This window comes from Verrucomicrobiota bacterium (assembly GCA_027622555.1).
Lineage (GTDB): Bacteria > Verrucomicrobiota > Verrucomicrobiia > Opitutales > UBA2995 > UBA2995.
Genome location: JAQBYJ010000034.1, coordinates 22489 through 46686, shown reverse-complemented (window position 1 = coordinate 46686; position 24198 = coordinate 22489). Strand labels below are relative to the sequence as shown.

Genomic DNA, 24198 nt, shown 5'->3' with positions numbered 1-24198 from the left:
ACGAGTGGTTTGGACCCATTCTCGGAAGTGCTCAAAATCCGGTAAATTCATAATGAGGAGACCTACAAGTAATAGTGTCCCCTTTAGAAACAATGATTTCTCCTTTTTCAAAAACCGTTTCTGTTTTCAGATTGTCTTCGGCGCTTACCCATCGCTCTATCGACAGGTTCTCCATATATTCGGTATTTGTTGTTACGAATCCAGACAAGTAAGTTCGGGTTAACTTGTTTCGGGTTTTGCTCTCTGTTAGAAATAATTCTTTGGCCTTTGATTCCAGTAACAACTGACTCCGAGCAATTTTTGGCAACTGGAGATTCCTTAAATCGGCCAAGAATTTATTTTCGTTTGAATTTACGGTAATAATATCGACGCTTGGAAGCTTGGAGCTATCGGAACTGAAGTCCATTTCGCTGACTATAAAATAGGAAGTCATGAAGGTCTCAAATTCAGATATGTGGAGCTGTAATTGTTCGTTATTATCTTCTCCACGGGCCCAGCGTTTCGCCGAATAATCTGTAATGGGAAATTCTTTGTTTCTTTTCTGGAATCCTTCTATTAATTTTATGAAAGCTTCAGAATTGGTTTCCACACTTCGAAATACCCGTTTCCCAAATACCTTTTCCACCTCCGACAAAAATGATTCACCGGTCTTATTCCAGTTATCTTGCAGAGCCTGGATTTGGGCAGTAATCGAGGCTTTTCGATATCCGTAAATGGAAGGGATTGTATTTTTTACCTCTGAGAATTGGTCTGATTGTTTCTCAATGTCATTTACCCGGATTGTCTCGTTCGCAATAATTGTTTCACGAGCCTGTTCACCTACTTTGTATTTGAGTGCTTCCTCTTGAGACTGTGCTATTAAGAGACTAGGAAATATCAGCCCAGTCGTTAGCGACAAGGAACTGAGCGGTATTATTAATCGGATGAGATAACGTACGCCCATGGATAGGAATATAAGAACCTTGGGTGCTTAAAGTATATTTGGCAACGGCTAAGACACTTCATTGCGCAAATGTTTTGCATTCATTCCTAAGATTGTCATACCTTGGAATGCTCAGATGATCGGAGAATACGGGTAAGCACTGCTTCCAGTATCATCCATTTTTATAGATCGAATTTTAACCGGTAACAGTATGCATCGTTTCATTATTTATTTCCTTATTGGTATAAGTTTTCACGGTTATTCATTCGCAAATGAGGAACTCGATGATCGTTTGAAGGCGGTGATGTTGCTTTTTGATAAGAAACAAGAAGATCTAACAATCCAGATTGGTAATTTGGAAATTGAAAAGCAAAAGCTTACGATGGAGCTCGAAAAACTTCGCTCTCAAAACCAGACTCTTATTTCAGAGAATCAGGCACTTAAAAAGCAATTGGGTCAGAAGCCTAGTAGACGAATTGAAACTGCTTCGTCACCAAAGGATTTAGAAGCGATTCAAACCCTATCTTCATCTTTCATTAAATCGGGAGACTCAGATCCTGAAGAATTCTTGAAAACAAATGTCAACCTGGCCAGTCAAGTTGAGTTGGAGCTTCTTCCCGGTATCGGTCCTGTGCTTGCTCAGCGCATCATAGACAATCGACCCTATGGCGAGGTGGATGATCTTCTCAAGGTTCCAGGAATTGGAAAAGCCTCGATAGAAAATCTCAGGCCACTTATTCGAGTAGAGTAGTGTCTGATTGGATTAAATGGCTCCCAAGATTCTCGAACGGGCATTCATGTTGGATATCTTTGCTTCAATTGGTGGTCCAGTTTTAGGCAATTAACGCGCCAGATAAACCACATTTGGAGCGCCCGAGCGTGCCGCAGCGATATCCAACCGGCCATCTTTGTTGAGGTCTCCAATTGCAAATCCGTAAACATTACCTTCGTTGTCTCCAAAGTTCACGGGGGTGAATGACTTACCTGTGCCGTTATTGAATTGAACCACTGATTGGGCTTTTACGTTGCCCACTATTATATCTACCGATCCGTCCAGGTTCAGGTCGGCCACAGTAAGCGCATAGGGACTAATTGAAAGGTCGCCGAGTCGGTTACCAGGAATGAACGATCCACTTGTTGTTTGGTAATAAATAATAACACCGCTTTGTGTATCGATGGTCACAATGTCCATATTGCCATCATTGTCCAAGTCGCATGCTTGAGACATCCGGATCGTGGCGTTCTTTGGTCCGAAGGGAATTTTTTCAAATGTGAGTGGTGTCTTTTTGTTCTGAATAAAGACATAGCTTTGGCCTCCGTTCCGATGAGGAACTGAAAGGTCCATCAGTCCGTCGTTGTTAAAGTCCGCGGGTGCAATGGTAGTAGCAGGATAATCTGAAAAAGGTATACATTCAGAATCGAATTTACCGTTCCCGTTATTAACACATATGTAGTTGAAGCCTCCACTTGATCCGTAGCGGTTTGCTACCACGATATCCGGGAGTCCATCGCCGTTTAGATCGGCCACGTTAACATTCCGCGTGGGCCAATTATCGTTTCCAAATGCCGAAGTCATTTTAAAGCTTCCGGATCCGTCATTCAAATAGACGAGATTTTGATCGGGGCGGTCATTGCTGACAACGACATCCAGGTCGCTATCTCCATCCAGGTCTATTAAGCGACTGGAATAAGTACGATTTGATTCCGGGCCTAAATCGTAAGATTTTAAAAAGCTGCCTTTCCCATCCCCGAGGAGCACACGATTGATGAGGGGCCAGTGTCGCCCTTTGGCCAGGATTATGTCCAGATTTCCGTCCCCATTTAGATCTCCAAACTCAACATTTGCCGAGGTTTCGGAAGTGGTTTCAAGTGTTACTACCTGGTCGTATTGAGGAAGATCCGGTTTTCCTGGGTTTTCATTAGTTTGAGAGGAAAGTGAGTTTGCAGAGGTGGCGAGCAAAAGGCCTGAGATTTTGAGAATGTGGAGTCGTTGTTTTCTTTTCATTTTCTAACTATATACTGCCTACTATCCTCCAAAAAGTAAGCCAAATAATTGACTCAAAAAGACCGTTGTTAATGTGGTAAAAATCCGAAACTCAATGATTAGCTTACAGTGGGGTTTCCGCCGAAGACTGATCTTTGCCGAAAATTTTTGATTCAGAATAGAATTTTAACTGAGAAAATAACCTCGATTCGATTGCCAGCGAATGCGTAAATGACTAGGTTTTAGGCAAAATCCCACTTGTCCTTATGAATATTTATAAAGTCCTGCCAGATCTAAGCAACGAACGTCAGATGCGTTTGTGGTATCAAGGTATCGATAAACAATGGTCCGCTGAGGAAATCAATTGGAAGAAAGCTTTGCCCAATGTTAGCAAATCAAAACTGGATGATTTGGCTAAGGTGTTGACTCCAGTCCTCACTGGAGAGCAGTCCGCGCTTTATAGCGTTTCGGGACTGATTCCCGTGCTTGGTCATAGAAGTGAAGTTGAAGGTCAGATGTTTCTGACCACCTGGGCGGTGGACGAAGCTCGGCATACAGAGCTGTTTGCCCGATACTACCATCGCATTGGTCGTGAGCCGCTTTCAATCCGCCGTTTCCCGGCTGGGTATTTATTCCAAAGCCGGATAATTTCTAAGGAACCTGCAGAGTGTTTGACTGGTGTTCTCGTCAGTGAAACGGTTGCACAAACGGTGAGTCATGAATTTCGGGAGGCCGATATTGATCCAGTTTTGAGTGATATCTGTGCGGGTATTCTGGAAGACGAGGCCCGGCATCTCGGGTTTAATCATGTTTACATGTCCGATCGATTTAAACAGATCCACGAAACGAAAGGTGAGGAAGAAGCAGAAAAGTTTGCCGCCCATTTGGAGAAACGTCGATTGCATGTTCTTGAAGGTGTAGCACCTATTTTGGATGCTTTGAAAAATGAACTGATATCTATCGGTTTGGATCGTGATAAAATCATCGATTCCGTGAGTACCGTGACTAAACGTCGTCTTGAGAAATCTATCCTGGCTGGCCGCAAGGCAACGCAAGGTATCAAGATTAAAGACGAAGACTTGATTGTTGCAGTAGGACAGTGAGTAACGAATCTTCCACCTCAGCTTCTCCTCTATCTCTAATACGAGGCGCGGACTCCTCGATTCTTTCTGAATACGCAGGTGTTACATTAATGGAGCTTTTTCAAAAGAACTCAGTTAAACATCCGGATAAGGGAATTAGTGTTTATGATCGCAAAGGAGTGACCGCTGAAAAGCGTCTTTACCCGGAAATATTTTCGAGAATACAGCATGCAGCCGGTTGTTTGGCTTCGAGCGGGGTCAAACATGGCGATAGAGTATTAATCTCGCTTCACACAAGCTGGGAGCTACTGGAATTATGGTTGGGATGTGTTTACCTTGGTGCCTATCCGGCGGCCATTGCGCCCCCCATCGGCGGACTTGGCCCCTCGTCCAATTTCCACCTGCGCTTAGATCGTTTTCGAAAGGTAATATCTGCAAATCATATTATCAGCAACGATGCCTTGGTCGAATTTGTTCAGGGTAAACAAATGGATTCTCTAACATCTATCTGTGTTTCATCGTCTGATCTTTTTAGTCGCGAATCCTTATCTGTTCCTGATTTCCAAAAAGTAAGAGTAGAGAACATGGCTTTTTTGCAATTCACCAGTGGGTCTACTGGAATACCCAGAGCTGTGATGATATCTCACCGAGCGATCATACATAATGTGTTTTGTCTGGATTTTTCATGTGGCGGGCCTTACGGCAAAAAGTCTGAGGATTGGAACGAAAATTTTATAACCTGGTTGCCTTTAAATCATGACATGGGGCTCATCGGAGTGTTTTTTGGAATAGCCGCCGGTTGGAACATTCTTCTCATGAATCCTGCCACATTTCTTGGGCGTCCTATCAAGTGGTTGGAAGCCTGCTCAGGGAAAAAATTTATATCTCCAGCGCCAACCTTCGGTTATCAGTTTTGTGTTGAAAGGATTAAAGATGCCCAACTGGAAGGGATCGATCTTTCTTTACCTAAACGTTTTTCCATTGGATCCGAAATGATTCGACCGGATACGATGGAAGCGTTTTTGAAAAAGATGGAACCAACTGGACTCAAGGCGGAACATTTCTTGCCTAGTTACGGGATGGCGGAATCTACGGTTGGTCTTACGTTTGATCAAGCGGGGCGGGGAATTCGCGTTTCTTCCCCGGATGAAGAACCTGGAGGCCAAACCATTGAGCCGGTCGCATGTTGTGGTACCCCGATCCATGATACGTCTATTCGGGTTGTTGATGCATCCGACGATACTACCTTATTACCTGAAGGAAGGCTGGGTGCGATTCAGGCTAAAGGCCCCAGCATTTTTGACGGTTATTATGGGGATGTCGAGGCCACTGAGGATACGATGGCCGATGGTTGGTTGAAGACTGGAGATCTGGGGTTTATTCGGAATGGTGAGCTTTATTTGGTAGGTCGCGCAAAAGAAGTCCTCATCATTCGTGGCGAAAATATTATGCCCCATGATATTGAATGGCAGGTGGAAGAAGTTCGTGGACGTGGTGGCGCCGAGCGCAGTGGTGCTTTTTCCATTTTGGATAATACCAATGGCGAAGAACCGGTGCTGGTGGTTGAGACATCGATAACCAATCTTGAGGAAATGAAAGAACTGGATGAAAAGATTCGAAGTCGAATTGGGCGTTCGATGAGCCTTATATTAGCAGATTTGGTTTTCATACGAAGAGGTCAATTGCCCAAAACGACGAGTGGAAAAATTCAGAGAGGCATTTTGAAAGAAGACTATTTACAGGGTAAGCTCGATCGCTTGAATTGATCTTAAATTTTTATTTATTCCCATGAGTAACGAAGACACTGTATACAATATCCTGACCAAGTTAACAGGCAAGGAACGCAGCGAAATAACCCCAGAGACAGATTTAGCTTCGGGTTTAGGTATCGATTCGCCTATGGCTTTACAGTTATTATTTGAGTTGGAGGAGGCTTTAGAAATTGAGATTACCGATGAAGAAGCCGCCGCAATGGAAACGGTAGGCGACGTGCTGAAACAGGTGAACGTCTAAAGCAAATGCCGACCGAAACGGCCGCCCAGAATCCCATTCCGCTAAAAGCTTACTGCATAGCGGTTCTTTTGCGGGGTATTACCTTGCTCCTTGCATCAACTTACCGAATCCGGTTCTCGGAAGGAGAGGGTCGGATCAAAGAATTACTCGAGCGGACTGACCCGGTGATTTTATGCGCTTGGCATAATCGTGTTTTTTTCTTGTCCCGTTTTGTTGAAAAACACTTAACCCGAAAAGGGTTTAGGCTGACGCAAATGGTGAGCCTGTCGAAGGATGGTAACTTTGGTTACTTGCTGGGCAAGTGGGCCAAGCTTAGAGTCGTGCGCGGATCTTCCAATCGTGGAGGAAGTAAAGCGCTTCGCGGTCTCTTTCGGGAGGTTCAAAAAGAACGAAGCTCAATTCTTATTTTACCGGATGGGTCTCAAGGTCCGATCTATAAAGCCAAAGCAGGTGCCATTGTTCTGGCACAATTGTCTGGCGCACCGCTCTGTTTATTTTCCTGTGACGCTGATCGTGCCTGGCGTGTAAAATCCTGGGATAAATTAATCGTTCCCAAGCCGTTTGCCAGAATAACGGTTCGGATTCCAGCACTCTACTATATTCCCCGCGACTTGGATAAAACTCAGCTTGAGATGGAGCGAAAGAAATTGGAAGATCAGCTAAATGAACTTAATGGCAGTTCCTAAGTTGTTTGATTCTTCTCTGTTAACCCATCCAGAATCCTTTGCGATGTGAGATGCTCAATGCTTTTTTGCAATCTTCGCAATAGTAGATAAACCGAACGCCGAATACTGACTTAACCTTTTGAGAATAAATCGTCCGGATTTCAGATTCGCAGTGAGGGCATAGAGGGCAAATCTCAGTTGTTTCTTTTATTTCAATCATAATTTTTGATTTGTTAGATGTGGAACAAACCGATCAGAAAGAATAATTATTCAGAGAGCTTCGAAAGAATTTCTATAGCCACCGCATTTTCGTATTCTTTGGCAATGTCGAGTGCGGTTTTTTTGTGATCGGAAATGATGCTTGGATCAATTCCAGCATCTAATAACAAGTGGATTAATTCCGCATCGCCGCCAACGGCTGCTTCGTGGAGTGGGGTGCCTCCAGCTGCACTCAGGCGTGTTACATCGGCACCATTTTCAAGAAGTAATTTGCTTATTGAGTTTCGGTTCTTTGCACCAGCTAAATGAAGAGCGGTCCACCCTTGACTGTCTCGAACATTCAAATCTACGCCAACGTCCAGTATCGCTTCGGCAACGTTTAATAGATCGCGATCGATAGCCAGATGCATGGCTGTCTGGCTTCGGCTAGTAATTATATTTGGATCCGCATGAGCAGCGAGTAACAGCAGCGCTGCCTCGGGCCGCTTTCGCATAATCGCTTCATGAAGCGGTGTCATCCTACTCTTACCAATTTCGTTTACGGTGTTTGGGTCTTTTTCTAAATGTCGCTTTACATCCTCCAAATCGTTTCGAGCAATAGCCTCACTTATGGTCTGGTATTTTATGAGTCCGGATACTTTGGAGTCTACTCCGGTTTCGGGAATTTTAACTCCGGCAGTCCATGCGATCCCATTTAGTACCTGTTTTCTAAAATCATCGTGAGACCAGTTATGATGAAAATTTCCGCCAGTAAGTGCGAAGCCGCGGCCTTTTCCGGGATTTTCGGTTGCCCAAGCCAAATGCTGAGGCACGCCGTTTTGTAGTTCCTGCCGCAGAGTTGGATTTCCGGAGCGTGGACCATCCTGGCCCAAAGCTTTCTCCGTAGCCAAGGTCGACAAAATGGGAGTGATTCCAGTCATGTCTTCCCGGAATCGCATATGAAAATACCATTCATCTTCTGTCAGGAATGCGCTGACCCCAGAGTTAATCGGGTGGTCGGCCAAGGTGACGTTTTCCAACATCCATTGTGGATTTACCGACCAATCGACTTCAAAATACCCTCCGATTGAATCAAGATAAAACCCATTCATTTCTTGGTCTGCTCCTTCGAGGGCGTAGTGAAGAACAATAAATCCGATACCTGAATCGTGTAGAGCTCCAAGTAGTTCGGTTTGACCCTTTGCAACATGAAGGTCTTCTCCATCTGTGTATAGCACGATGGCTGAGATGTCCTTTAATCGGTTTGAATCTTTCGGCCAGCCTTCGCTTACGGAGGCCGAAATTCCGAGGCCACTTTGATTTAAACAGTCTGCCAGAAGTTGACTTCCTGCTACAAATTCATGGGCATTCCAGCCGTGGCTGGGTTCACCAGCTAGGAACAGAACTTTCTTTTCTTCTGCTGCGCAGGCCGTGCTGAAAGTACAGACCAAGGCCGTCCAAATGAGCGTAACTTTCCTTGACCAAATTCGCCGCATTAAGCCCCGCTTTTTGAAGTTTTTTCTTCAACGGCGACTTCTGGAATGGCTATGCCTTGAATCTGGTTTCCTGCTTCGTCGGCAATAATCCGGACATTACGAATAGATACGGATCCGCCTCCACCGTTTTTTGGCAAATTGTGTATTTGGAAACCGATAACGCCTTCGGCTGTTTTCTTATCAACCATATTGAGGGTGGGGGTGCCGTTCACCCAGATTCTGAAATGATCTCCAATGGCCTCGATTCGGTAATGATTCCATTCAGAGGGACGGTAAGCTTTGCGTGCGTCTTCTTTGCCTTCGAGTGAATACAGCCAGCCGCGCCCCATTTCTTCATAGATGCCCCCCGTCCATTTTCTGTCGGATTGATCGATTTCCATTTGATAGCCGTGTACCTTGCCATTCTTGAAGCTTGGATCACTCACTCCTCTTAACAAAATGCCAGAGTTGAGGTCACCTATGACCTTGACGTCGAGTTCCAGGATAAAGTCTCCGAACGTTTTTTTAGTGGTGAGGTAGGAATGTCCGGTCGTTCCCTGGTGGAAAGCAACCATCGCTCCGTCGTCAACCAGGACGGTGGATGTGCCATCTCGTACTTCCCATCCATTAAGGTTAGTCCCATTGAAGAGGCTTGTCCAACGGGGCTCTGGCGTTGGCACCAAGCGAAAGAGTGTTCCGTGATCGGGGCTACGAGTATTTAAGGCAACATAGATCATACCGTCAGGTCCTGATGCGATGTCCCTCACTCGCCCTTGTTGTTTTAGAATGGTTTCCCGGTGGACCACCTTTCCGTCTTCGATGACCAGGCGCTGAATTTCTTCGGAGGCCATTCCGCTGACAAGGAGGTTGTTTTTCCAATGAGAAAATTTGTCTCCTTCATAAAAATCGATGCCGCCGGTCGCGATAGAAGGGAGCCAATAATGAACCGGTTGTTCCATACCATCCATGTGGGTTTTGTCTGTCCATGGAGAACCATCGTAGTTCATGCCGTAAGTAATTACCGGCCAACCGTAGTTGACTCCTGGTTTTATCAAATTGAGCTCATCTCCACCGCGTGGACCGTGTTCTGTTTCCCAGATATCCCCAGTGACCGGGTTCATGTCCAAGCCCTGAGGATTTCTGTTTCCGTAGGTCCAAATACTTTTATAAGCTCCTTTTGTATTATAGAACGGATTGCCTGTAGGGATTCTGCCATCCTGATAGATGCGGTGAACTTTTCCATGTGGTACGGTAAGATCCTGCGCCGGTTCTCCTTCCTGACGTTCACCAATACTGAAAAACAGGTATTCGTCCTTAAACACAAAACGAGAGCCATAATGTCCGCCTTTAGTGGTATGAAATTCTTTTGGTGCTCTGAAGATTTCTTCTTCCTCCACCCATTTATTGTTTTTTATTTTACCTCTAACAACAGCTGTCATGGAAGCGACTTTTCCATCAATCTTTGCCCCGAGATCTTCACTAAATGAGAGGTAAATCCATCCGTTATTGGCATAGTCTGGATGAGGTGCTACTTCTAGTAGGCCACCTTGGCTAACGGCTAAAACTTTGGGTGTCCCTTTAATCTCTATCTTTTTGCCGTCTGTTTGGTGCCAGAGGGTTCCGCTGCGTTCAGTGAAAAGAATGGATTCGTCAGGTAGAAATGCGATCGACCAGATGACACCTTCTGTTTCCGCTACTTTCTCTAGTTTGAAATTGTGGTGATCCGTGGAAAATACACCTCCCAAAGGTTTCACTTTTTCCAGGATACCCGTCGTTTCTGCGAGTTGTTTCTGTTCCCGCATTAAAATAATTAGGCCGCGAATTTGTTCTTCGCTGAGGACGTCTTTCCAGGGAACCATGCCCAAATCGGGGATACCATTTCGAATTACATTGGCAATTTCTGCATCCGATGAGCCATTCTTCCATTCATCGTCTATGAGCGAGCTACCTTGTCCGCCTTCCATGTTCTGTCCGTGGCAGGCAGCGCAATACTGAATGTAGAGGTCTTTCATTCCGCCTGTGCCAATTCTATTTTGACTGAAAGATGCTGCGGGTAGGCAAGCTAGGAGAATAAATGAGATTAGGATGTTTTTCATAGAATATTAGGGGTGTGAATTAAAAATCGTTGATTATCGTAATTGGTTAAGCGGGGTCGTCAATTCTTGGTTTGAAATGAGCTTGATTTGCGGATTCGGACTACGGCCTCAACCGGGTAATGATCGGATGGGTACCTGCCGTCGTTATTTGTGTGATTAATAGTCGCGTTTAGTGTCATTACATCCTGGGTTGTTATTACCCAATCAATACGGTTGCCGTTCTGGTTGCCTTTAAAGCCTCCAAAGGTTCCTTCAAAGTCTCCTTTCTCAGGATGGATAACTCTGTAAGTGTCAATTAATGTTGCGCCGGATTTTCCAATAGAGCTGACCAGTGCTTCATAAGGCTCGAGTTCATCATGTGTATTAAAATCACCGGTAACTATCACCGGCAGATCCGGAACCACCTTATCGATTCGACTCCGAATTAATTTGGCCGATTCAAGCCGTGCTTTATCACCTTTGTGGTCGAAGTGTGTATTGCCAAAAATGATTTGTAGGGACTTAGCCTCTTTATCTCTGAGTAAAACCCAGGTCGCAATTCGGGGAAGCGCTGCATCCCAGCTTTTACTTCCTACCACTTCCGGAGTTTCGCTTAGCCAAAAGTGCCCCGATTGAACCACTTCAAAACGATCTTTTTTAAACATTACAGGTGCAAATTCACCTTTGTCTAATCCATCATCTCTGCCTACGCCGTAAAAATCATAGTCTGGTAACTGCTCTTTCAGGTAATCAACTTGAAACTTTTGAACCTCTTGTAAGCCGAGAAGGTCCGGGTCGAATGTCTGGATTGTTTCGACTACCAAATCCTGTCTGAACGCCCAGCTGTTATCTCCGTCCTTCGCTGTTCCATAACGGATATTGAAACTCATAACCTTGATGACAGGATTTAGATCGTCCTGCGCGATAAGCGAGTGGGAGAAAAAGAAACTTTGGGCCAAGGCAATTGCCAGGAAAAACTTAATAGGTGGGGTAATCAATGTGGAGACTTTTGAGTTCATCTTATGGATTAATCCTATTTTCCCTTCTGCGTAAACGGAATTATTATCCTCCGCGTTTAAAGGCCTCAAATGAATGGTAGAGTTTGCAACCATTAATAGAATTCCCGTGGGATAAAATAGTTCCAGGTCCTTTACATTTTATAGAAACCATAGAGAATGGTGTTTTTATCAACTGATCCAATTTTCCAAGCTATATTTATTATGACTAAACCTATTGTAGCAGCAAACTCTCCCAAAGCCGTTGAACTCGAATCTGGGAAAACCTATTATTTTTGCAGTTGTGGATTGTCAGCCAATCAGCCCTTTTGTGATGGAGGTCATAAAGGTAGTGGGTTGGCACCTGAAGCCTTCACGGCGAAGAAGGACGGAACAGCCTATCTTTGCCAGTGTAAGTCGACTAACAGGACTCCTTTTTGTGATGGATCCCACTCATCAATACCTGACGAACAGGTCGGGAAAGAAGTTTCCTAGTTGTTGAATCGAATGGCTTGTATGATGTTCAGGATTCATCCCTAATTCGCGGGATGTTTCCCGTCCGACACACCATTCAAAGTTGGAACAGCGATTTCCGACGCCTGGCTGTTGCTGCGGCGGCGGTTGGAGTATTCTTTGGTGTGCAGTTAACCATTCAACATAACTTCATTGTTGAAGTTCTGGGAATTGAACCCATCGAACTGGGAATTGTGGAAGCGCTTCGCGAGGTGCCTGGTTTTCTGAACTTCGTGTTCCTTGCGGTTATGATTGCGCTGTCTCCGCCAGTGGCGGCGGCCATATGTCTTATCTTCATGGCGGTTGGGATGGCGGCTTTTTCTAAGGTAGAAACGGTGATGATGTTCACACTGTTTTCGATGGTGTGGAGCATAGGCTTTCATGCCTGGCATCCTTTGAGCCAGAGCATGGGTATTCAATTTTCAGGTGAACATGGCAAAGGTAAGACGCTCGGTCAGTTGCGTTCAGTCGAGAGTTTTGCCTGGTTGTTGATGATTTTGGTGTGCTACTTTACGTATCCGTATATCGGCTACGATGGTTTGTTTATCATCGGTGGTTTTGCCTGTCTGGTAGGGGCTTTCTCCATTTTTGGTGCAAGTCGCAAACCGTTAACCTTTGTTGATCGAAGTTTCCTGCTTCGGAAAAAATATTGGCTGTACTATACCCTTCAATTCTTACAAGGCTGCCGAAAGCAAATATTCATCACTTTTGCCATTTTCGCTTTGATCAAGATTCACGGCCTGCAAATTCAAACGACCATGGTCCTGGTGTTTATTAATCAATTGCTCATCACCTTGACCGGTTCTTTTTTTGGCCGATTGATTGATCGATTTGGAGAGCGGATGATGATGAGCATAAGCTATATTGTATTGGTTGTCGTTTTTGTAGGTTATGGAGCCATAGACCATCGTCCTACGTTATATGTACTTTATTGTTTAGATAACCTGGTATTTTTCGGAGCGATTGCCCTGACGACCTATCTCAATAAAATCGCGCCTCCTGAAGAACTAAAACCGAGTTTATCTATGGGGGTTACTTTTAACCATATTTCGTCGGTCGCCGCCCCTTTGTTGGGTGGTCTTGCCTGGCAGTATTTTGGTTACCAGGTGATATTTTACGCGGGTGCTGCAGTTGCGCTTGTCTCTCTCGGGTTTGCTCAGTTTTTGCCATCGCCAAAGGCTAGAATTTAGCGGAGTGTTTCTTCCCAGTTTGGCCCGATCAATGACCGGAGAAACTCCGTCGTCGCCCAATCTGCTTTACCAACGTAGGTATCAATAAAGGATTGTCCTGATCCAATCGTTATACGGTTTGGGTTCCAGGCAGGTGTAACAACGGATCCTATTAGAACATATTTAGCGTGAAGGTTCAATCGAATGGCCTTCCAGCAATTAGCAGGTGTTGCGACCACCATTTTTTGGCCTGCTTCCAGGTCACAGCCTAAGGTGATAGACTCCGCTTTTCCTTCCGGATGGAAAATGTAATAATCGGCAGGACCCCCTTCGATGAGAATATGATAATCGTCAGAAACTAAATGGTGGAGGTGATTTTGTGGCTGATCTTTCGTTAATGCGTAATAGATACAGTTGCTCGCTGGAGAAGGTCCGTCAGTTGCTTCTACCATTAGATTGGAAACATATGCTTCAGTGAAAAGTCCGCCTTCTCCGCCCAGGGGCCGAAGTCCCAGTCGTGTCTTGAGGGATTCTAAACGATTTTTGTTTGGAATCATAGCTTTGCTCATGTGCAGGACAATCAAATGCGCAAATGAGTGTTTTTGCTATTGGAAAATGAAATGACCTTTCTTAAACCTCTTCATTATGCGTATTTCAAAACTGGCTTCACTCTTTCTATTTACCCTAATAACTGGATCCCTTTCCTTTGGAAACCAACACAAGTCCGAAGAAGAATGGATCTCCCTTTTTAATGGGAAAGACCTCAGTGGTTGGACTGCCAGCAAGGAGAATCCCGATTCTTATGCCGTTAAGAATAAAACCCTGGTTTTGAAAGGCGGACGCTCTCATTTGTTTTATACGGGTTCAATCGGTAACGCCAATTTCAAGAATTTCGAGTTGAAGCTTCGTGTTAAGACCACACCGCAGGCAAATTCGGGGATTTACTTCCATACGAAGTATCAGGATGAAGGTTGGCCAACTCAAGGATTCGAGTGCCAGGTCAATACTTCTCAAAAAGATCCCAAGAAAACGGGAAGTCTTTATGCCATTGCGAATATCTATGTGGCTATGAAACCTGAGCCCCCTTTCACGGTTCGTGTGGATAAAGCTGGTGCCCAAATTTGGCAGGAAAAAGCTCCATCCGTTGATGGTGAATGGTTCGATTATCACATCACGGTAATCGATGACACCGTTACATTAATGGTGAATGGAAAAACTACCGTTCAATGGACCCAGCCTGAAGGTTGGGTAGGCCCCAAAGGTATGGAAGGTCGCGTGTTAGGCAATGGAACCATTGCTCTTCAAGCTCACGATCCGGACAGCGAGGTTCATTACCAGGACATAAAGATAAAACTGTTAGACTAGTTTTTTCCTAAGGAGGGCTCAAACTAGTTGCTCCTCACGCTGAACGTTTCATTCAAGGGTCTGACTTGAGTCTCGCGGTTGGGTCGTGCAACCAGGCCTGGATAGGGTTCATTTGAAAAAGAGGTATCCGCATGATCCAGCAGGTGACGTTTCAGGACATCGTTCATCGCCTCGAAGTTTCGAACACGACGAATTTCGTGAAGAAAGTGTCCGTCAGGATCTACGCTCAAGCCGATAAAATTGAAAAACTTTTTGAGCTTGTTTACATAATTCTGTTCAGGAACTTTGGGCTTTCGAAGCGTTTCAATTAATAGATGTGCGTATTCATAGACATCACCCAGGGTAGGTTGATAAACTTCTTGGCCCGTGAAGTGTTCCCGGATTTGCCTGAAAATCCACGGGTTGCGAATGGCGGATCGACCAACCATGAGCCCAAAACAGCCGGTATCTTTTAAGACTTCAGCGGCCTTCAAGTAACTGGTGATATTGCCATTGGCTAACACCGGGCAATTGGCTTTGTCAACTGCATGAGCGATATAGTCATAGTGTACGTCGGCCCAGTACATTTCTTTCACTGTCCGGCCGTGAAGGCTGAGGAGGTCGACGTTGTGTTTATTGATAAGGTCTATCAATCCTTCGAAAGGTAGAGTGTCGTCAAATCCGATGCGTGACTTCACAGTGAATCGGTGAGGTGAAATTTCACGAAGAAGACCAAAAATTTTATCTACATGGTCGAGATCTCGAAGAAGACCGCCGCCTACCTTCTTTTTATACACCTTGGGAGCAGGACAACCAAGATTCAGGTCGATTCCGGCGACCGGGTGCTTGCTCAGGTCTTCTACGGTTCTGGCAATATAATCCAGGTTTTCTCCAATCAATTGCGCAAAAACCGGTCGACTGGTTGGATTGTCAGTGATCGAATAGAGTATGTGCTTCTCCAGGATCGATGTCTCGTGTACACGGAAATACTCCGTGAAGTAATAGTCAGGTGATCCAAATTGATCGACCACTTTCATGAATTCCCAGGTTGTGACGTCCTGCATAGGCGCAAGAGCCGTGCATGGAATGTCTTTCAGAATCGGGTCTGGCAGCGGACGTGGCATACTTTTGAATTTACTCAGATCTCTGAGCCAGCGTCCCCGTCGTCGTTGTCTTCGGCTTTTCGATTCTTAATGTCTTCGAAAACCGTGGTCATATCTTCGACGGAATCGAATACTTTCCTCGCAACATAAATTGGACGTTTGTTTTGTACGGCCAGGACCAGGGAGTCACTCGGGCGTGCATCGATTTCGATGATTTTTTTCCCAAGCTCGTTTTCCATATTTAGAATAAGGCGGGCAAAAAATTTGTCGGAATCCACGTCATTAATCACGATACGGTCGAGTTTGGCTTCCAAGCCCATGAGGATATGGGTGATTAAATCATGAGTGAGGGGTCTGCTCCGCTTTACGTCGTTGATTGCAAGCGACAGCGACTGCCCAACCGTTGGATCGATATAAATAACAAACGTCTTGTCTTCAGTTCCCAGAAATACGGCCACACCGGTGCTGGTGGGTATCAGGCCCTTGATTGTGACTGGCAAAACTTCCTTTTCCATAACCGGGACTAAAGATGACTCACCAATGGTCGGCAAGTTTGATATGAGACCGAGCCGCGAAATATACTTTTTGCTACTTCCTTGGCGAAACTAAACTTTTTGAAGGGCAGGGGAGTTTTCTTCAAGGTAAGCAGCTATCGCTTCAGGATTATCGTAGTTTAGCCAAACCAATTGTAGGAATTCCGCTGGATGAAGGTTATGGTCTGCTAGGAATTGGCGATCACCTCCACACCCATACATGACGTCAGGGTTCAGCTCGCCTCGGAGTTTGTGCTGAGCTTTTTCAATGATCCTTGGCAGCCAACGGATGCCATTTAATTCGGCGCTTTTTGGAGTGTACTCATTATTTGGCCGGATGTAGGTTCCCGGTTGGTTCTTCATAACCAGTTTAAAATAATTAAATCGAATGGATTGGATGGCCCAAAAGCTTTCCCAGTCAGGCCCACCGTAACGAATGTAGTCATCGGTGAAATCGTAAATGTCCTGTTGATTTGCGCCAATTTCACTCAGGAACGCTTGGTCTTCATCGGCCAGGTAAGCTCCGGGTTCACGGCCACCTGCCTGGTAGTCGTCATAACCTTTTTGCCAGATTTCTTTTAAGCGGCGGTGGAAGTTATAATGGTCCATAATTCTATTTGTGATTATCTCTTCTGCGTGAAGGTTTGTAATTTCGTTTCCTTGATGATTTTTTAGATCCGCCAACTTTGGCGAGATTAAAATCTATCAAGCGTTTGAATCTGTCGACCTTTGCTACAACCACCTTCACGGTTTCTCCTACCCGAATCCGTTTTTTTGTTTTGCGCCCAAACAATTCCGTGCCGTCGTTGGAAACATGGTAAAGATCATCTTTCAAACTTGAGGTAGGAAGAAGGCCAAATACCAACGATTCCTTTAATTCCACAAACAACCCGTGGTTTTTGATTTCAAGGACTGCTGCATCAAAGATGGTTTTTTCCTGCTTATCGACTTCGCGTTCAAAGAACTCCAACTGTTTAATTTTTATGGATTCTCGTTCTGCTTCAGTGCTGTTTTGTTCTGTCTGTGTTACGTGTTGAGCGATGCCTACCAATTCGGATTGTTTATAGCTCTTGGAATTTCCTCGTAGGGCGGATTGGCCTTTAAATTTAACTAGATAGTTTTCGAATATTCGGTGAATTAGCAGATCAGAATAACGGCGAATCGGTGATGTGAAATGGGTATAATTACTTTTATCCAATCCATAGTGACCCAGCGGTTCTGCCATGTAGCATGCTTGGCGAAGCGAGCGGAGAAACTGAATACGAAGCGTGTATCCATATGCATGTGACTTGATGGCCTTGAGGAGTTTTACGACCTCACGCTTACTATTGAGGTCTCCCGTTTGCAGGCCATAGCTTAGCATCGTCTCTGAAAGATCGTAGAGTTTTTGTGCGTCCGGTTTTTCATGGACGCGGTAAATGGCCGGGAAATTATTCCTTCTTAATTCGCGTGCTACAGAATCGTTTGCAGCCAACATAAATTCTTCGATCAATTGATGGCTTTCATCATTCTCGACTCGTTCCATCCGGTCAGCAAACCCTTCCTCATTTACATAGATCTTCACCTCGGGCATATCGAGATCGAGGCTTCCTTTTTCAAAGCGTATTTTCCTGAGTATCTGTGCTATGGACCAACACGAGCGAATAGCGTCCTGAAGCTCTTTCAGGTCGTTATTTGGAAGATCTTTAAGTGCTCTACCCGTGGAGCCAGTTTGGTGTTTGGGCGGTAGTGGAAGGTCTCTGGCTGCCTGTAGATTGTCCTCCTTTAACAAAGTAAAGGCCTGTCTGTAGGTTAAGCGTTTTCGGCTGCGGATATAAGAATTGGCATAAGTTACTTTTCGTATTTTCGCGTCAGCTGAAAACGTGAAAAGCACGCTCTTGGTAAGCCGGATAACGTCTTCTTTTAAACTGCAGAGTCCGTTTGAAAGTTGCTCGGGAAGCATGGGTATAACGGTGCCCACCAGGTAGGTCGAATTTCCCCGTTGTTTTGCCTCTACGTCTAGTCGTGTACCAGGTTTTACATAAGCACCCACATCAGCAATGTGAACGCCGATCCTTATTATTCCAGCATCTAAATATTCAACCGAAAGAGCGTCATCGAAGTCTTTTGCATCATCCGGATCGATAGTGAAGGTGAAGCGTTTGGTGAAATCCTCCCGTCCAATCAGGTCCTTATCCTGAACGGAAGTTGAAAGATTCCTGACTTCATTCAGCACCTCCTGAGGGAATTCGGGTTCAAGGTTAAATTTCCTCAAAACACCTTTATATTCCGCTCCCGGAGAGAAGGTTTGGCCGAGTACTTCGATAATCGAGCCTTCGGGACTCATGTGGCGGTCTGTCCAGGAATCCATTTTTACCAGAACCTTGTCGCCAAGAATGGGTGGTGGTTTAAGGCCTGATTGTTCAGGAGCTCCCACAATGATATCCTTATGGATAAGTGGGTTATCAGGAACGATATACCAGAAATGTTGAGCCTTGCGCAGTGTTCCAACCATGTTTGGATTTTTGCGTTCGACGATCTCGATCACCTTTCCGGTGGTTTCTTTTTCTTTTGAGAGTCGTCGACCCCCTTTACCACGACCGTATAATCTTTTTGGGGAGGTCATTCTTCGAACGATGACGCGATCGCCATTCAAGGCCAGCCCGGTATCTTCTGCCCGGATCGGTAAGGGATCGAGACGTTTTTCACCTGGAGTGGTTTCAGGTATTACTATGGCGCTGCCATTTTGTCTGAAACGAATAATCCCACTGATGAGGTCAGCATCGGTGGGTAGGCAAAATCGACCTTTCTTAATGCGAACAATTTGTCCCTGGGTATGTAAGCGACCTAACGATTCGTCGAGTTGCTTACTTAATAATGGATTATCAATTCCCAGAGCCTTGGCAATCGAGTTGGCTGGCAATGGGACATAGTCTGGAGAACTTAACAGTTCTAATATTTCTTTTTTAAATTTCATAAATTAATAGAGCTTTTGCTTGGCTAACCAGTTTTCATGACTCAGTTTATCGTGCATGAAAATAGTTCACATCAGCAGTGAACAGGTCCCCTTTGTTAAAACCGGGGGCCTGGCAGATGTAGTGGGTGCGCTTGCGCATCACACGGCAAATCAAGGCCATGATGTGGTGACTTTTCTGCCGCTTTATCGTGTTATCCAAGAGTCGGATATTTTTAAAAAAGCTCAGAAAATGGATTCCCTTACTATCAAGGTCGGGGATGAGGTCCTGGTTGGCGAGGTTTATAAACTAAAGTTGGGAAAGCACTTGGATCTGTTTCTAGTCGGTCGAGACGAGTTCTACGACCGGAGCTATCCTTACGGACCCAAGGACCGTGATTACAGCGACAACGATGCCCGCTTTATCTTTTTTTGCAAGGCTGTAGTCGAAACTTTGGTCCTGGAGAATTTTCACGCCGATATTCTTCATTGTCATGACTGGCAATCAGCGCTTGTTCCTATATTCTCACGAGTTGCCGAAGCCCAAAAAGGAACCCAGATCGGCGCCAGAAGTGTTCTGACTATTCATAACTTGGCTTTTCAAGGTGTATTTCCTGAAAAATCTTTCGCTCTTACCAATCTGCCGGACCCGTTTTATGGGATGGAAAGTTTGGAGTTTTATGGTCAGGTGAATTTGTTGAAAGGCGGAATCTTTTTTGCGGATGCGGTTACCACCGTAAGTCCCCACTACGCCAAAGAAATGTTGCTGCCCGAATTCGGCTGCGGCTTGGAGGGCGTGCTTGCTCGCCGTGATGACGGCATTTATGCCATATTAAATGGAATCGATACCACCGTCTGGAATCCGGAAAAGGATGCGTTAATCGCCGAATCGTATTCCGTTAAAAAAATGGCAGGAAAGGCTGCCAACAAAGCCGCTTTGTTGAATCGAGCCGGTCTTAAAGGTGGTGAGGGAGTACCCATCTATGGCTCCGTTTCCCGATTAACCGATCAAAAAGGGGTAGATTTTATTCTAAAACAAAAAGCCTTTTTTGCAGATAATGATGTGCGTTTGATCATTTTGGGAAGCGGTGATCCCAAATTGGAGCTAGGATTAAAGAAGCTTCAGTCTCAATTACCCGATAAAGTCTTTGTGTCTTTTAAATATGATGAATCACTAAGTCATTTGATCGAGGCGGGTTCGGATTTCTTTCTGATGCCATCCAGATTTGAGCCGTGTGGACTCAATCAAATGTATAGTCAACGTTATGGAACAGTGCCTTTGGTGAGTAATGTTGGCGGACTGGTTGATACGGTTGTGGATGTGGATGCCAACTCCAGTAGTGGGACAGGTATCGTTTTCAAAGCGACCGCTGCCGGTTTGAAAGAAGGTTTAGGCCGCTCAGTGAAGCTGTTTGAGGATCAGGAGCTTTTTAAATCCACTCAGAAAAATGGAATGATGCGGGACTTTTCCTGGAAATTGGCGGCCTTGGATTACGACGACTTGTACAAAAAAGTGCTGTTCGGTGAATCGCAGACGCACAATCCTTGGGGAACCTAATGCAGGTTTCGGGGAATATCACTACCTGCTTTAGGCAGTTGTGAAGCCTGGACATTCTCCAAAGGGTTATTTTGGCGAGGATTCCAATATTCCAGTTAAGTAGGGAATAAGCTGCTTTTTACGTGAAACGATACCTGGTAGGTCAAAAATACAATTTGACTCAACAATCGGGTAGGAAATCTGATCAAGAAACTCGTGTTCTGCTGCAATGAGTAGCAGGGAGTTTTGGGAATTGATATCGGTTACCAATAAAGCGGCGATATAAAGATCCTCTTTTTTTCTAAATTCGAACAACGCTTCAAGTAGTGTCTCCTTCTTTCCCCAAAAATTCTCCATTCCCAATTCTTCAACTTGAGATACCGAATAACGTATTTCGTCGTCGCTGTAGAATTTTTGGTCAGCCGTTATAACATCCTCCGGCTCGTTCGACACAATGATGGAGCCAGCACTGAAAATAACTTGAGATAGCTCTGTTGAGTCAACACCGGCAATGGACGATAACCAATCCAGGATTTGTTTATCCTTTGGAGTCGATGTTGGACTATTGAGGTGTAGGGTATCGGAAATGATTCCTGACATCATAATACCCGCAATTTCCGGTGACGGCGTTTTATCATATCTTTGGAATTGATCGGCTACGATAGTGCAGGTGGATCCGACCGGTTCATTAATGAATAAAATGGGTTGAGAAGTGGGTGTATTTCCAAGGCGGTGATGATCAATTATTTCCAAGATATTAACTTCCGATGCACCTTGTACAGCTTGACCAACTTCATTGTGATCGACCAGAATGATCTTGGTCTTGGTGGGACGTAGAAGGTCCGTTTTACTGAAAACTCCCAGCATCTTATCGCCATCTCCCATTACAAAATAAATGGGGTTATGAATCATGGCTGTTCTGCGTCGAATATCTTTGACCAATTCCTCAGGACTAAACTTTGAGATTTTGGTGTCTATCATATCGTCAACCAAAGTGGCCGATCGGATGGTCCATGCAGTGGTAGCTGAATCGAAAGGACTAACGATCAGGTTAACTCCCTTTTCTTTGGCCAGCTCGACTATCTCTGGATCGACCTCAAGACCACCTGTTATAACCAATAATCGAACACCGCTATAAATTGACTTGGACTGAATATCGTAACGATCTCCGACCACGATTATGCTATGTTTAGGAAGGATTTTTTCATCGTCAGTAAATTTACCAAACGACCGGATATCCATCGCCCCTACGCGTACAAACATCTCTTCCACTTTATCAGGCTCATTGATGCTGAGAATTTCCGAATTGGTTGCGTTTATAATCGCTCTCACAGAGGTGACCACCCGACGCATTGAGCGAGGTTCACGGATCTTTGGTACGAAAAACTCTCCCATTTCAAAAATTGAAATCAAACCATGGACATGGCCGTTTTCTTCAAGAACAGGAAGAGCCCGAACATCAAATTCATCGATCACCTCCAGCGCCTCGATGCACGTTGCTCCCGGTTTTACTGATCGAACATCTGTGATCATAATGTCCTTCAATCGAGGGGTTAGGTCGCCGATGAACTTCGGCAATGGTGCCTTAAAGTAATCAAGAATTACATCTATCCGGGCATTTGAGTTACCGCATCGGGCTGCGACATAGTTATTCGATTCGGTAATTTTGTTTTTGAAATCTGCATAAGCAATGGCTGAGCAGATTGAATCCGCATCGGGATTCTTGTGGCCAATGACATAGATAGGTTCAGTCATAATGGTAGTAAGGCTTGCCGCCGGGTTTCTTAACGGTGATGGAAATATTAATTTCCAGAAACACCTTCTTTGCCTTCAAGTAGGCTTTTGTCAGGATCTCCAAAGAACTGTGCGCCTTGGGAGATGGATTGAAGAATAGAGTTTGCCGGTTTTCTGGTGATCGGATTGGTGAGTTCTCCGCTAATATTGTTGAACCATTCAACATGACCATCGAGAAACGCAATATGACCTCCATCGGCACCGTAGGGAGATACGCTTTCGTCGCTGCTCCATTCACCGGTTTGGGGATCCAGGCCCCGAGTCAATGCAACTGGAGTAGAAGAGGGCGCGTTGGATGAGAGCCCCGCAACCAGGTCGAAGCTAATTGGGGCATTGGAAAAGCTTTGCGTAATAATCCAGGGCGCATCCGTCGAATCTCGCTCAGCCACCGATTGAGGAAATGCTCCTTGTTGTTCTACGTGCAGGTCAGTGGGGATTTGGTAAACGGTCCCATCGTTAAGATAGCCACGCCACGCAAATTCGTAGGCGATATGGTAAACGCTGTTAATTTCGAAAACAGCATCTTGGCCGGAAGCCGGGTTTTTGGAAATACGAAGAGGGAGGTTTCGCCCGTTATTGTCAGACCTGTATTGGAAATAGGCCCCTGAAATTTGTTTCAGGCTATTCAAAGATTGTGTGCGTTGTCCTCGTCTGAGGTAACTAGTGATAGTTGGAAACAGTAGAGCCGCTAAAATCCCGATTATAGTGATCACGGTGATCATCTCAACCAAGGTAAAACCTTTGTTCGAGAGCCGGACCTTGGATTTACAAACAGTCATGTTGTGGGGAAATAGATGGTTTTCTTGGAGTGTGTTTCAATTCTAAAATAATATTACTTTCCGAATAGCTCCATCTTAAGCCTTCAAATGGGAACTAGCATCGTGGCTCCATTTTATCGACTCTCCGTGCATGACGGCCTCCTTCGAACTCGGTTTCCAGGAACGCTTTGATCCTATGATAAGCTTGCTCGTCTGTCGTGTGCTTCCCGGGAAGTACCAACACATTGGAGTTATTGTGCAGGCGTGTCATGCTGGCATCCTCGTCATAGCCTACTAGAGCTGCTCGAATACCCGGAACTTTATTTGCGCAAATGCTCATACCAATGCCGGATTTGCAGATAAGCACGCCGAAATGGGCCTCATTGCTTACAACGTCGTGACAGACCAGTTGTGCGTAATCTGGATAATCCACCGATTGTTCATTGAAGGCTCCATGGTCGTTCACTTCGTGCCCTTCGCTTTTCAGGAAATCTACAATCTTCTGGCGAATCTCCACACCCCCGTGGTCGGTTCCTACGCTGATCTTCATTCTGTGCTTGGGAATTTTGTTTTTAGAAATTGGATTAAGCCCGGGATGGCTTCAACCATTGAGTCGCGTGCGTTTTCGTACTCAGTGAAATTTCCTCCGAATGGATCGGAAATCTCTTTGTCGTGAGTTCCTTCGATAAACTCCCGCATCAGAAACGTTTTATCCTCAGCATCCTCACCCAAGTAATAGTTCACCGAATCCAAATGGCTGCTAGTCATTCCAAAAATGAAATCGGCGGATTCCAACAAAGATTCGGAGGTCTGTTTCGAAGAATGGTCGTTTAAATCTATCCCCACTTTTTTTAATGCAGCTATAGAATTCGATGAGGCCGGATAACCATTCCCTGCAGAAATCCCCGCTGATTGAACAACCAGACCCTTCAGTGGCGCACCTTCAGCCTCGAGTGCATGCTTCACCAACCTTTCCGCCATAGGACTGCGGCAGGTGTTTCCGGTACAAATAAATAATAAAGTTCCTGTCACTGATTTGCTCAACTTATCTCAATAATCAAACTGATTGAGATATGCCATCCTCAAGCTGTCAGCTTAAAAATCCA

The 24198-nt window shown here is 45.1% G+C and carries 22 protein-coding genes and 1 pseudogene; 9 read left to right on the top strand and 14 right to left on the bottom strand.

Annotation, left to right across the window (positions count from 1 at the left end; all coding sequences use genetic code 11):
- Positions 1–31 precede the first annotated feature (31 nt).
- Positions 32–943, bottom strand: coding sequence for a hypothetical protein (locus O3C43_11060; GenBank protein ID MDA1067033.1), 912 nt, complete (start codon positions 941–943; stop codon positions 32–34).
- A gap of 190 nt (positions 944–1133) precedes the next feature.
- On the opposite strand from O3C43_11060, the gene O3C43_11055 reads away from it, so the two are divergent.
- Entirely contained in the window at positions 1134–1673 is a 540-nt protein-coding gene (locus O3C43_11055) for a ComEA family DNA-binding protein (protein MDA1067032.1), read from the top strand.
- Between the two features lie 90 nt (positions 1674–1763).
- On the opposite strand, the gene O3C43_11050 is transcribed toward O3C43_11055, so the two are convergent.
- The gene (locus O3C43_11050) at positions 1764–2927 is read right to left on the bottom strand and encodes a VCBS repeat-containing protein (protein MDA1067031.1); all 1164 of its coding nucleotides are present in this window, start codon (positions 2925–2927) and stop codon (positions 1764–1766) included.
- Positions 2928–3172: 245 nt separating this feature from the next.
- On the opposite strand from O3C43_11050, the gene O3C43_11045 reads away from it, so the two are divergent.
- Genes O3C43_11045 through O3C43_11030 form a run of 4 tightly spaced genes read left to right on the top strand, consistent with a single transcriptional unit; the run spans position 3173 to position 6687 of the window.
- Positions 3173–4009, top strand: a complete 837-nt coding sequence (locus O3C43_11045) for a ferritin-like domain-containing protein (GenBank protein MDA1067030.1) — start codon at positions 3173–3175, stop codon at positions 4007–4009.
- Entirely contained in the window at positions 4006–5754 is a 1749-nt protein-coding gene (locus tag O3C43_11040) for an AMP-binding protein (protein MDA1067029.1), read from the top strand. Before O3C43_11045 ends, O3C43_11040 begins: the two co-directional genes overlap by 4 nt.
- Positions 5755–5776: 22 nt before the next feature.
- Positions 5777–6001 carry a phosphopantetheine-binding protein gene (locus O3C43_11035; GenBank protein MDA1067028.1) on the top strand — a complete coding sequence of 75 codons (225 nt, stop codon included), beginning with the start codon at positions 5777–5779 and terminating at the stop codon, positions 5999–6001.
- Between the two features lie 5 nt (positions 6002–6006).
- A complete protein-coding gene (locus tag O3C43_11030; GenBank protein ID MDA1067027.1) occupies positions 6007–6687 on the top strand; it encodes a lysophospholipid acyltransferase family protein in 681 nt (226 codons plus the stop codon).
- A gap of 245 nt (positions 6688–6932) precedes the next feature.
- On the opposite strand, the gene O3C43_11025 is transcribed toward O3C43_11030, so the two are convergent.
- Genes O3C43_11025 through O3C43_11015 form a run of 3 tightly spaced genes read right to left on the bottom strand, consistent with a single transcriptional unit; the run spans position 6933 to position 11433 of the window.
- The gene (locus O3C43_11025; protein MDA1067026.1) at positions 6933–8360 is read right to left on the bottom strand and encodes a ThuA domain-containing protein; all 1428 of its coding nucleotides are present in this window, start codon (positions 8358–8360) and stop codon (positions 6933–6935) included.
- Complete coding sequence (locus O3C43_11020) at positions 8360–10435, bottom strand: PQQ-dependent sugar dehydrogenase (protein MDA1067025.1); 2076 nt, start codon at positions 10433–10435, stop codon at positions 8360–8362. The genes O3C43_11025 and O3C43_11020 overlap by 1 nt, the downstream gene beginning before the upstream one ends.
- A 59-nt stretch (positions 10436–10494) precedes the next feature.
- Positions 10495–11433, bottom strand: coding sequence for an endonuclease/exonuclease/phosphatase family protein (locus tag O3C43_11015; GenBank protein MDA1067024.1), 939 nt, complete (start codon positions 11431–11433; stop codon positions 10495–10497).
- 201 nt (positions 11434–11634) lie between these two features.
- Here O3C43_11015 and O3C43_11010 point away from each other — a divergent pair.
- Positions 11635–11892 (top strand): annotated as a pseudogene (locus O3C43_11010) (CDGSH iron-sulfur domain-containing protein).
- A gap of 65 nt (positions 11893–11957) precedes the next feature.
- Complete coding sequence (locus tag O3C43_11005) at positions 11958–13112, top strand: MFS transporter (GenBank protein ID MDA1067023.1); 1155 nt, start codon at positions 11958–11960, stop codon at positions 13110–13112.
- Here O3C43_11005 and O3C43_11000 read toward each other — a convergent pair.
- Positions 13109–13648, bottom strand: coding sequence for a cupin domain-containing protein (locus tag O3C43_11000; protein ID MDA1067022.1), 540 nt, complete (start codon positions 13646–13648; stop codon positions 13109–13111). The genes O3C43_11005 and O3C43_11000 overlap by 4 nt on opposite strands.
- An 88-nt stretch (positions 13649–13736) precedes the next feature.
- On the opposite strand from O3C43_11000, the gene O3C43_10995 reads away from it, so the two are divergent.
- Positions 13737–14456, top strand: a complete 720-nt coding sequence (locus O3C43_10995; protein ID MDA1067021.1) for a DUF1080 domain-containing protein — start codon at positions 13737–13739, stop codon at positions 14454–14456.
- A gap of 23 nt (positions 14457–14479) precedes the next feature.
- Here the strand turns inward: O3C43_10995 and O3C43_10990 are convergent, their stop codons facing one another.
- From O3C43_10990 to O3C43_10975, 4 genes are all read right to left on the bottom strand, one after another.
- The gene (locus O3C43_10990) at positions 14480–15559 is read right to left on the bottom strand and encodes a tRNA-dihydrouridine synthase family protein (protein MDA1067020.1); all 1080 of its coding nucleotides are present in this window, start codon (positions 15557–15559) and stop codon (positions 14480–14482) included.
- Positions 15560–15573: 14 nt separating this feature from the next.
- Positions 15574–16053, bottom strand: a complete 480-nt coding sequence (locus O3C43_10985; GenBank protein MDA1067019.1) for a bifunctional nuclease family protein — start codon at positions 16051–16053, stop codon at positions 15574–15576.
- A 90-nt stretch (positions 16054–16143) separates the two neighbouring features.
- Positions 16144–16680 (bottom strand): hypothetical protein, encoded by a 537-nt coding sequence (locus O3C43_10980; protein MDA1067018.1) that lies wholly within the window; start codon positions 16678–16680, stop codon positions 16144–16146.
- Between the two features lie 4 nt (positions 16681–16684).
- Positions 16685–19027 (bottom strand): RNB domain-containing ribonuclease, encoded by a 2343-nt coding sequence (locus O3C43_10975; protein ID MDA1067017.1) that lies wholly within the window; start codon positions 19025–19027, stop codon positions 16685–16687.
- A gap of 55 nt (positions 19028–19082) precedes the next feature.
- On the opposite strand from O3C43_10975, the gene glgA reads away from it, so the two are divergent.
- A complete protein-coding gene (gene glgA / locus O3C43_10970) occupies positions 19083–20561 on the top strand; it encodes a glycogen synthase GlgA (GenBank protein ID MDA1067016.1) in 1479 nt (492 codons plus the stop codon).
- A gap of 66 nt (positions 20562–20627) precedes the next feature.
- Here glgA and O3C43_10965 read toward each other — a convergent pair whose 3' ends face one another.
- From O3C43_10965 to O3C43_10950, 4 genes are all read right to left on the bottom strand, one after another.
- Positions 20628–22295, bottom strand: coding sequence for a putative manganese-dependent inorganic diphosphatase (locus O3C43_10965; protein MDA1067015.1), 1668 nt, complete (start codon positions 22293–22295; stop codon positions 20628–20630).
- 47 nt (positions 22296–22342) lie between these two features.
- Positions 22343–23113, bottom strand: coding sequence for a prepilin-type N-terminal cleavage/methylation domain-containing protein (locus tag O3C43_10960; protein ID MDA1067014.1), 771 nt, complete (start codon positions 23111–23113; stop codon positions 22343–22345).
- Between the two features lie 94 nt (positions 23114–23207).
- Complete coding sequence (gene rpiB / locus O3C43_10955; protein MDA1067013.1) at positions 23208–23642, bottom strand: ribose 5-phosphate isomerase B; 435 nt, start codon at positions 23640–23642, stop codon at positions 23208–23210.
- A complete protein-coding gene (locus tag O3C43_10950) occupies positions 23639–24124 on the bottom strand; it encodes a low molecular weight protein arginine phosphatase (GenBank protein ID MDA1067012.1) in 486 nt (161 codons plus the stop codon). Before O3C43_10950 ends, rpiB begins: the two co-directional genes overlap by 4 nt.
- Positions 24125–24198: the final 74 nt, after the last annotated feature.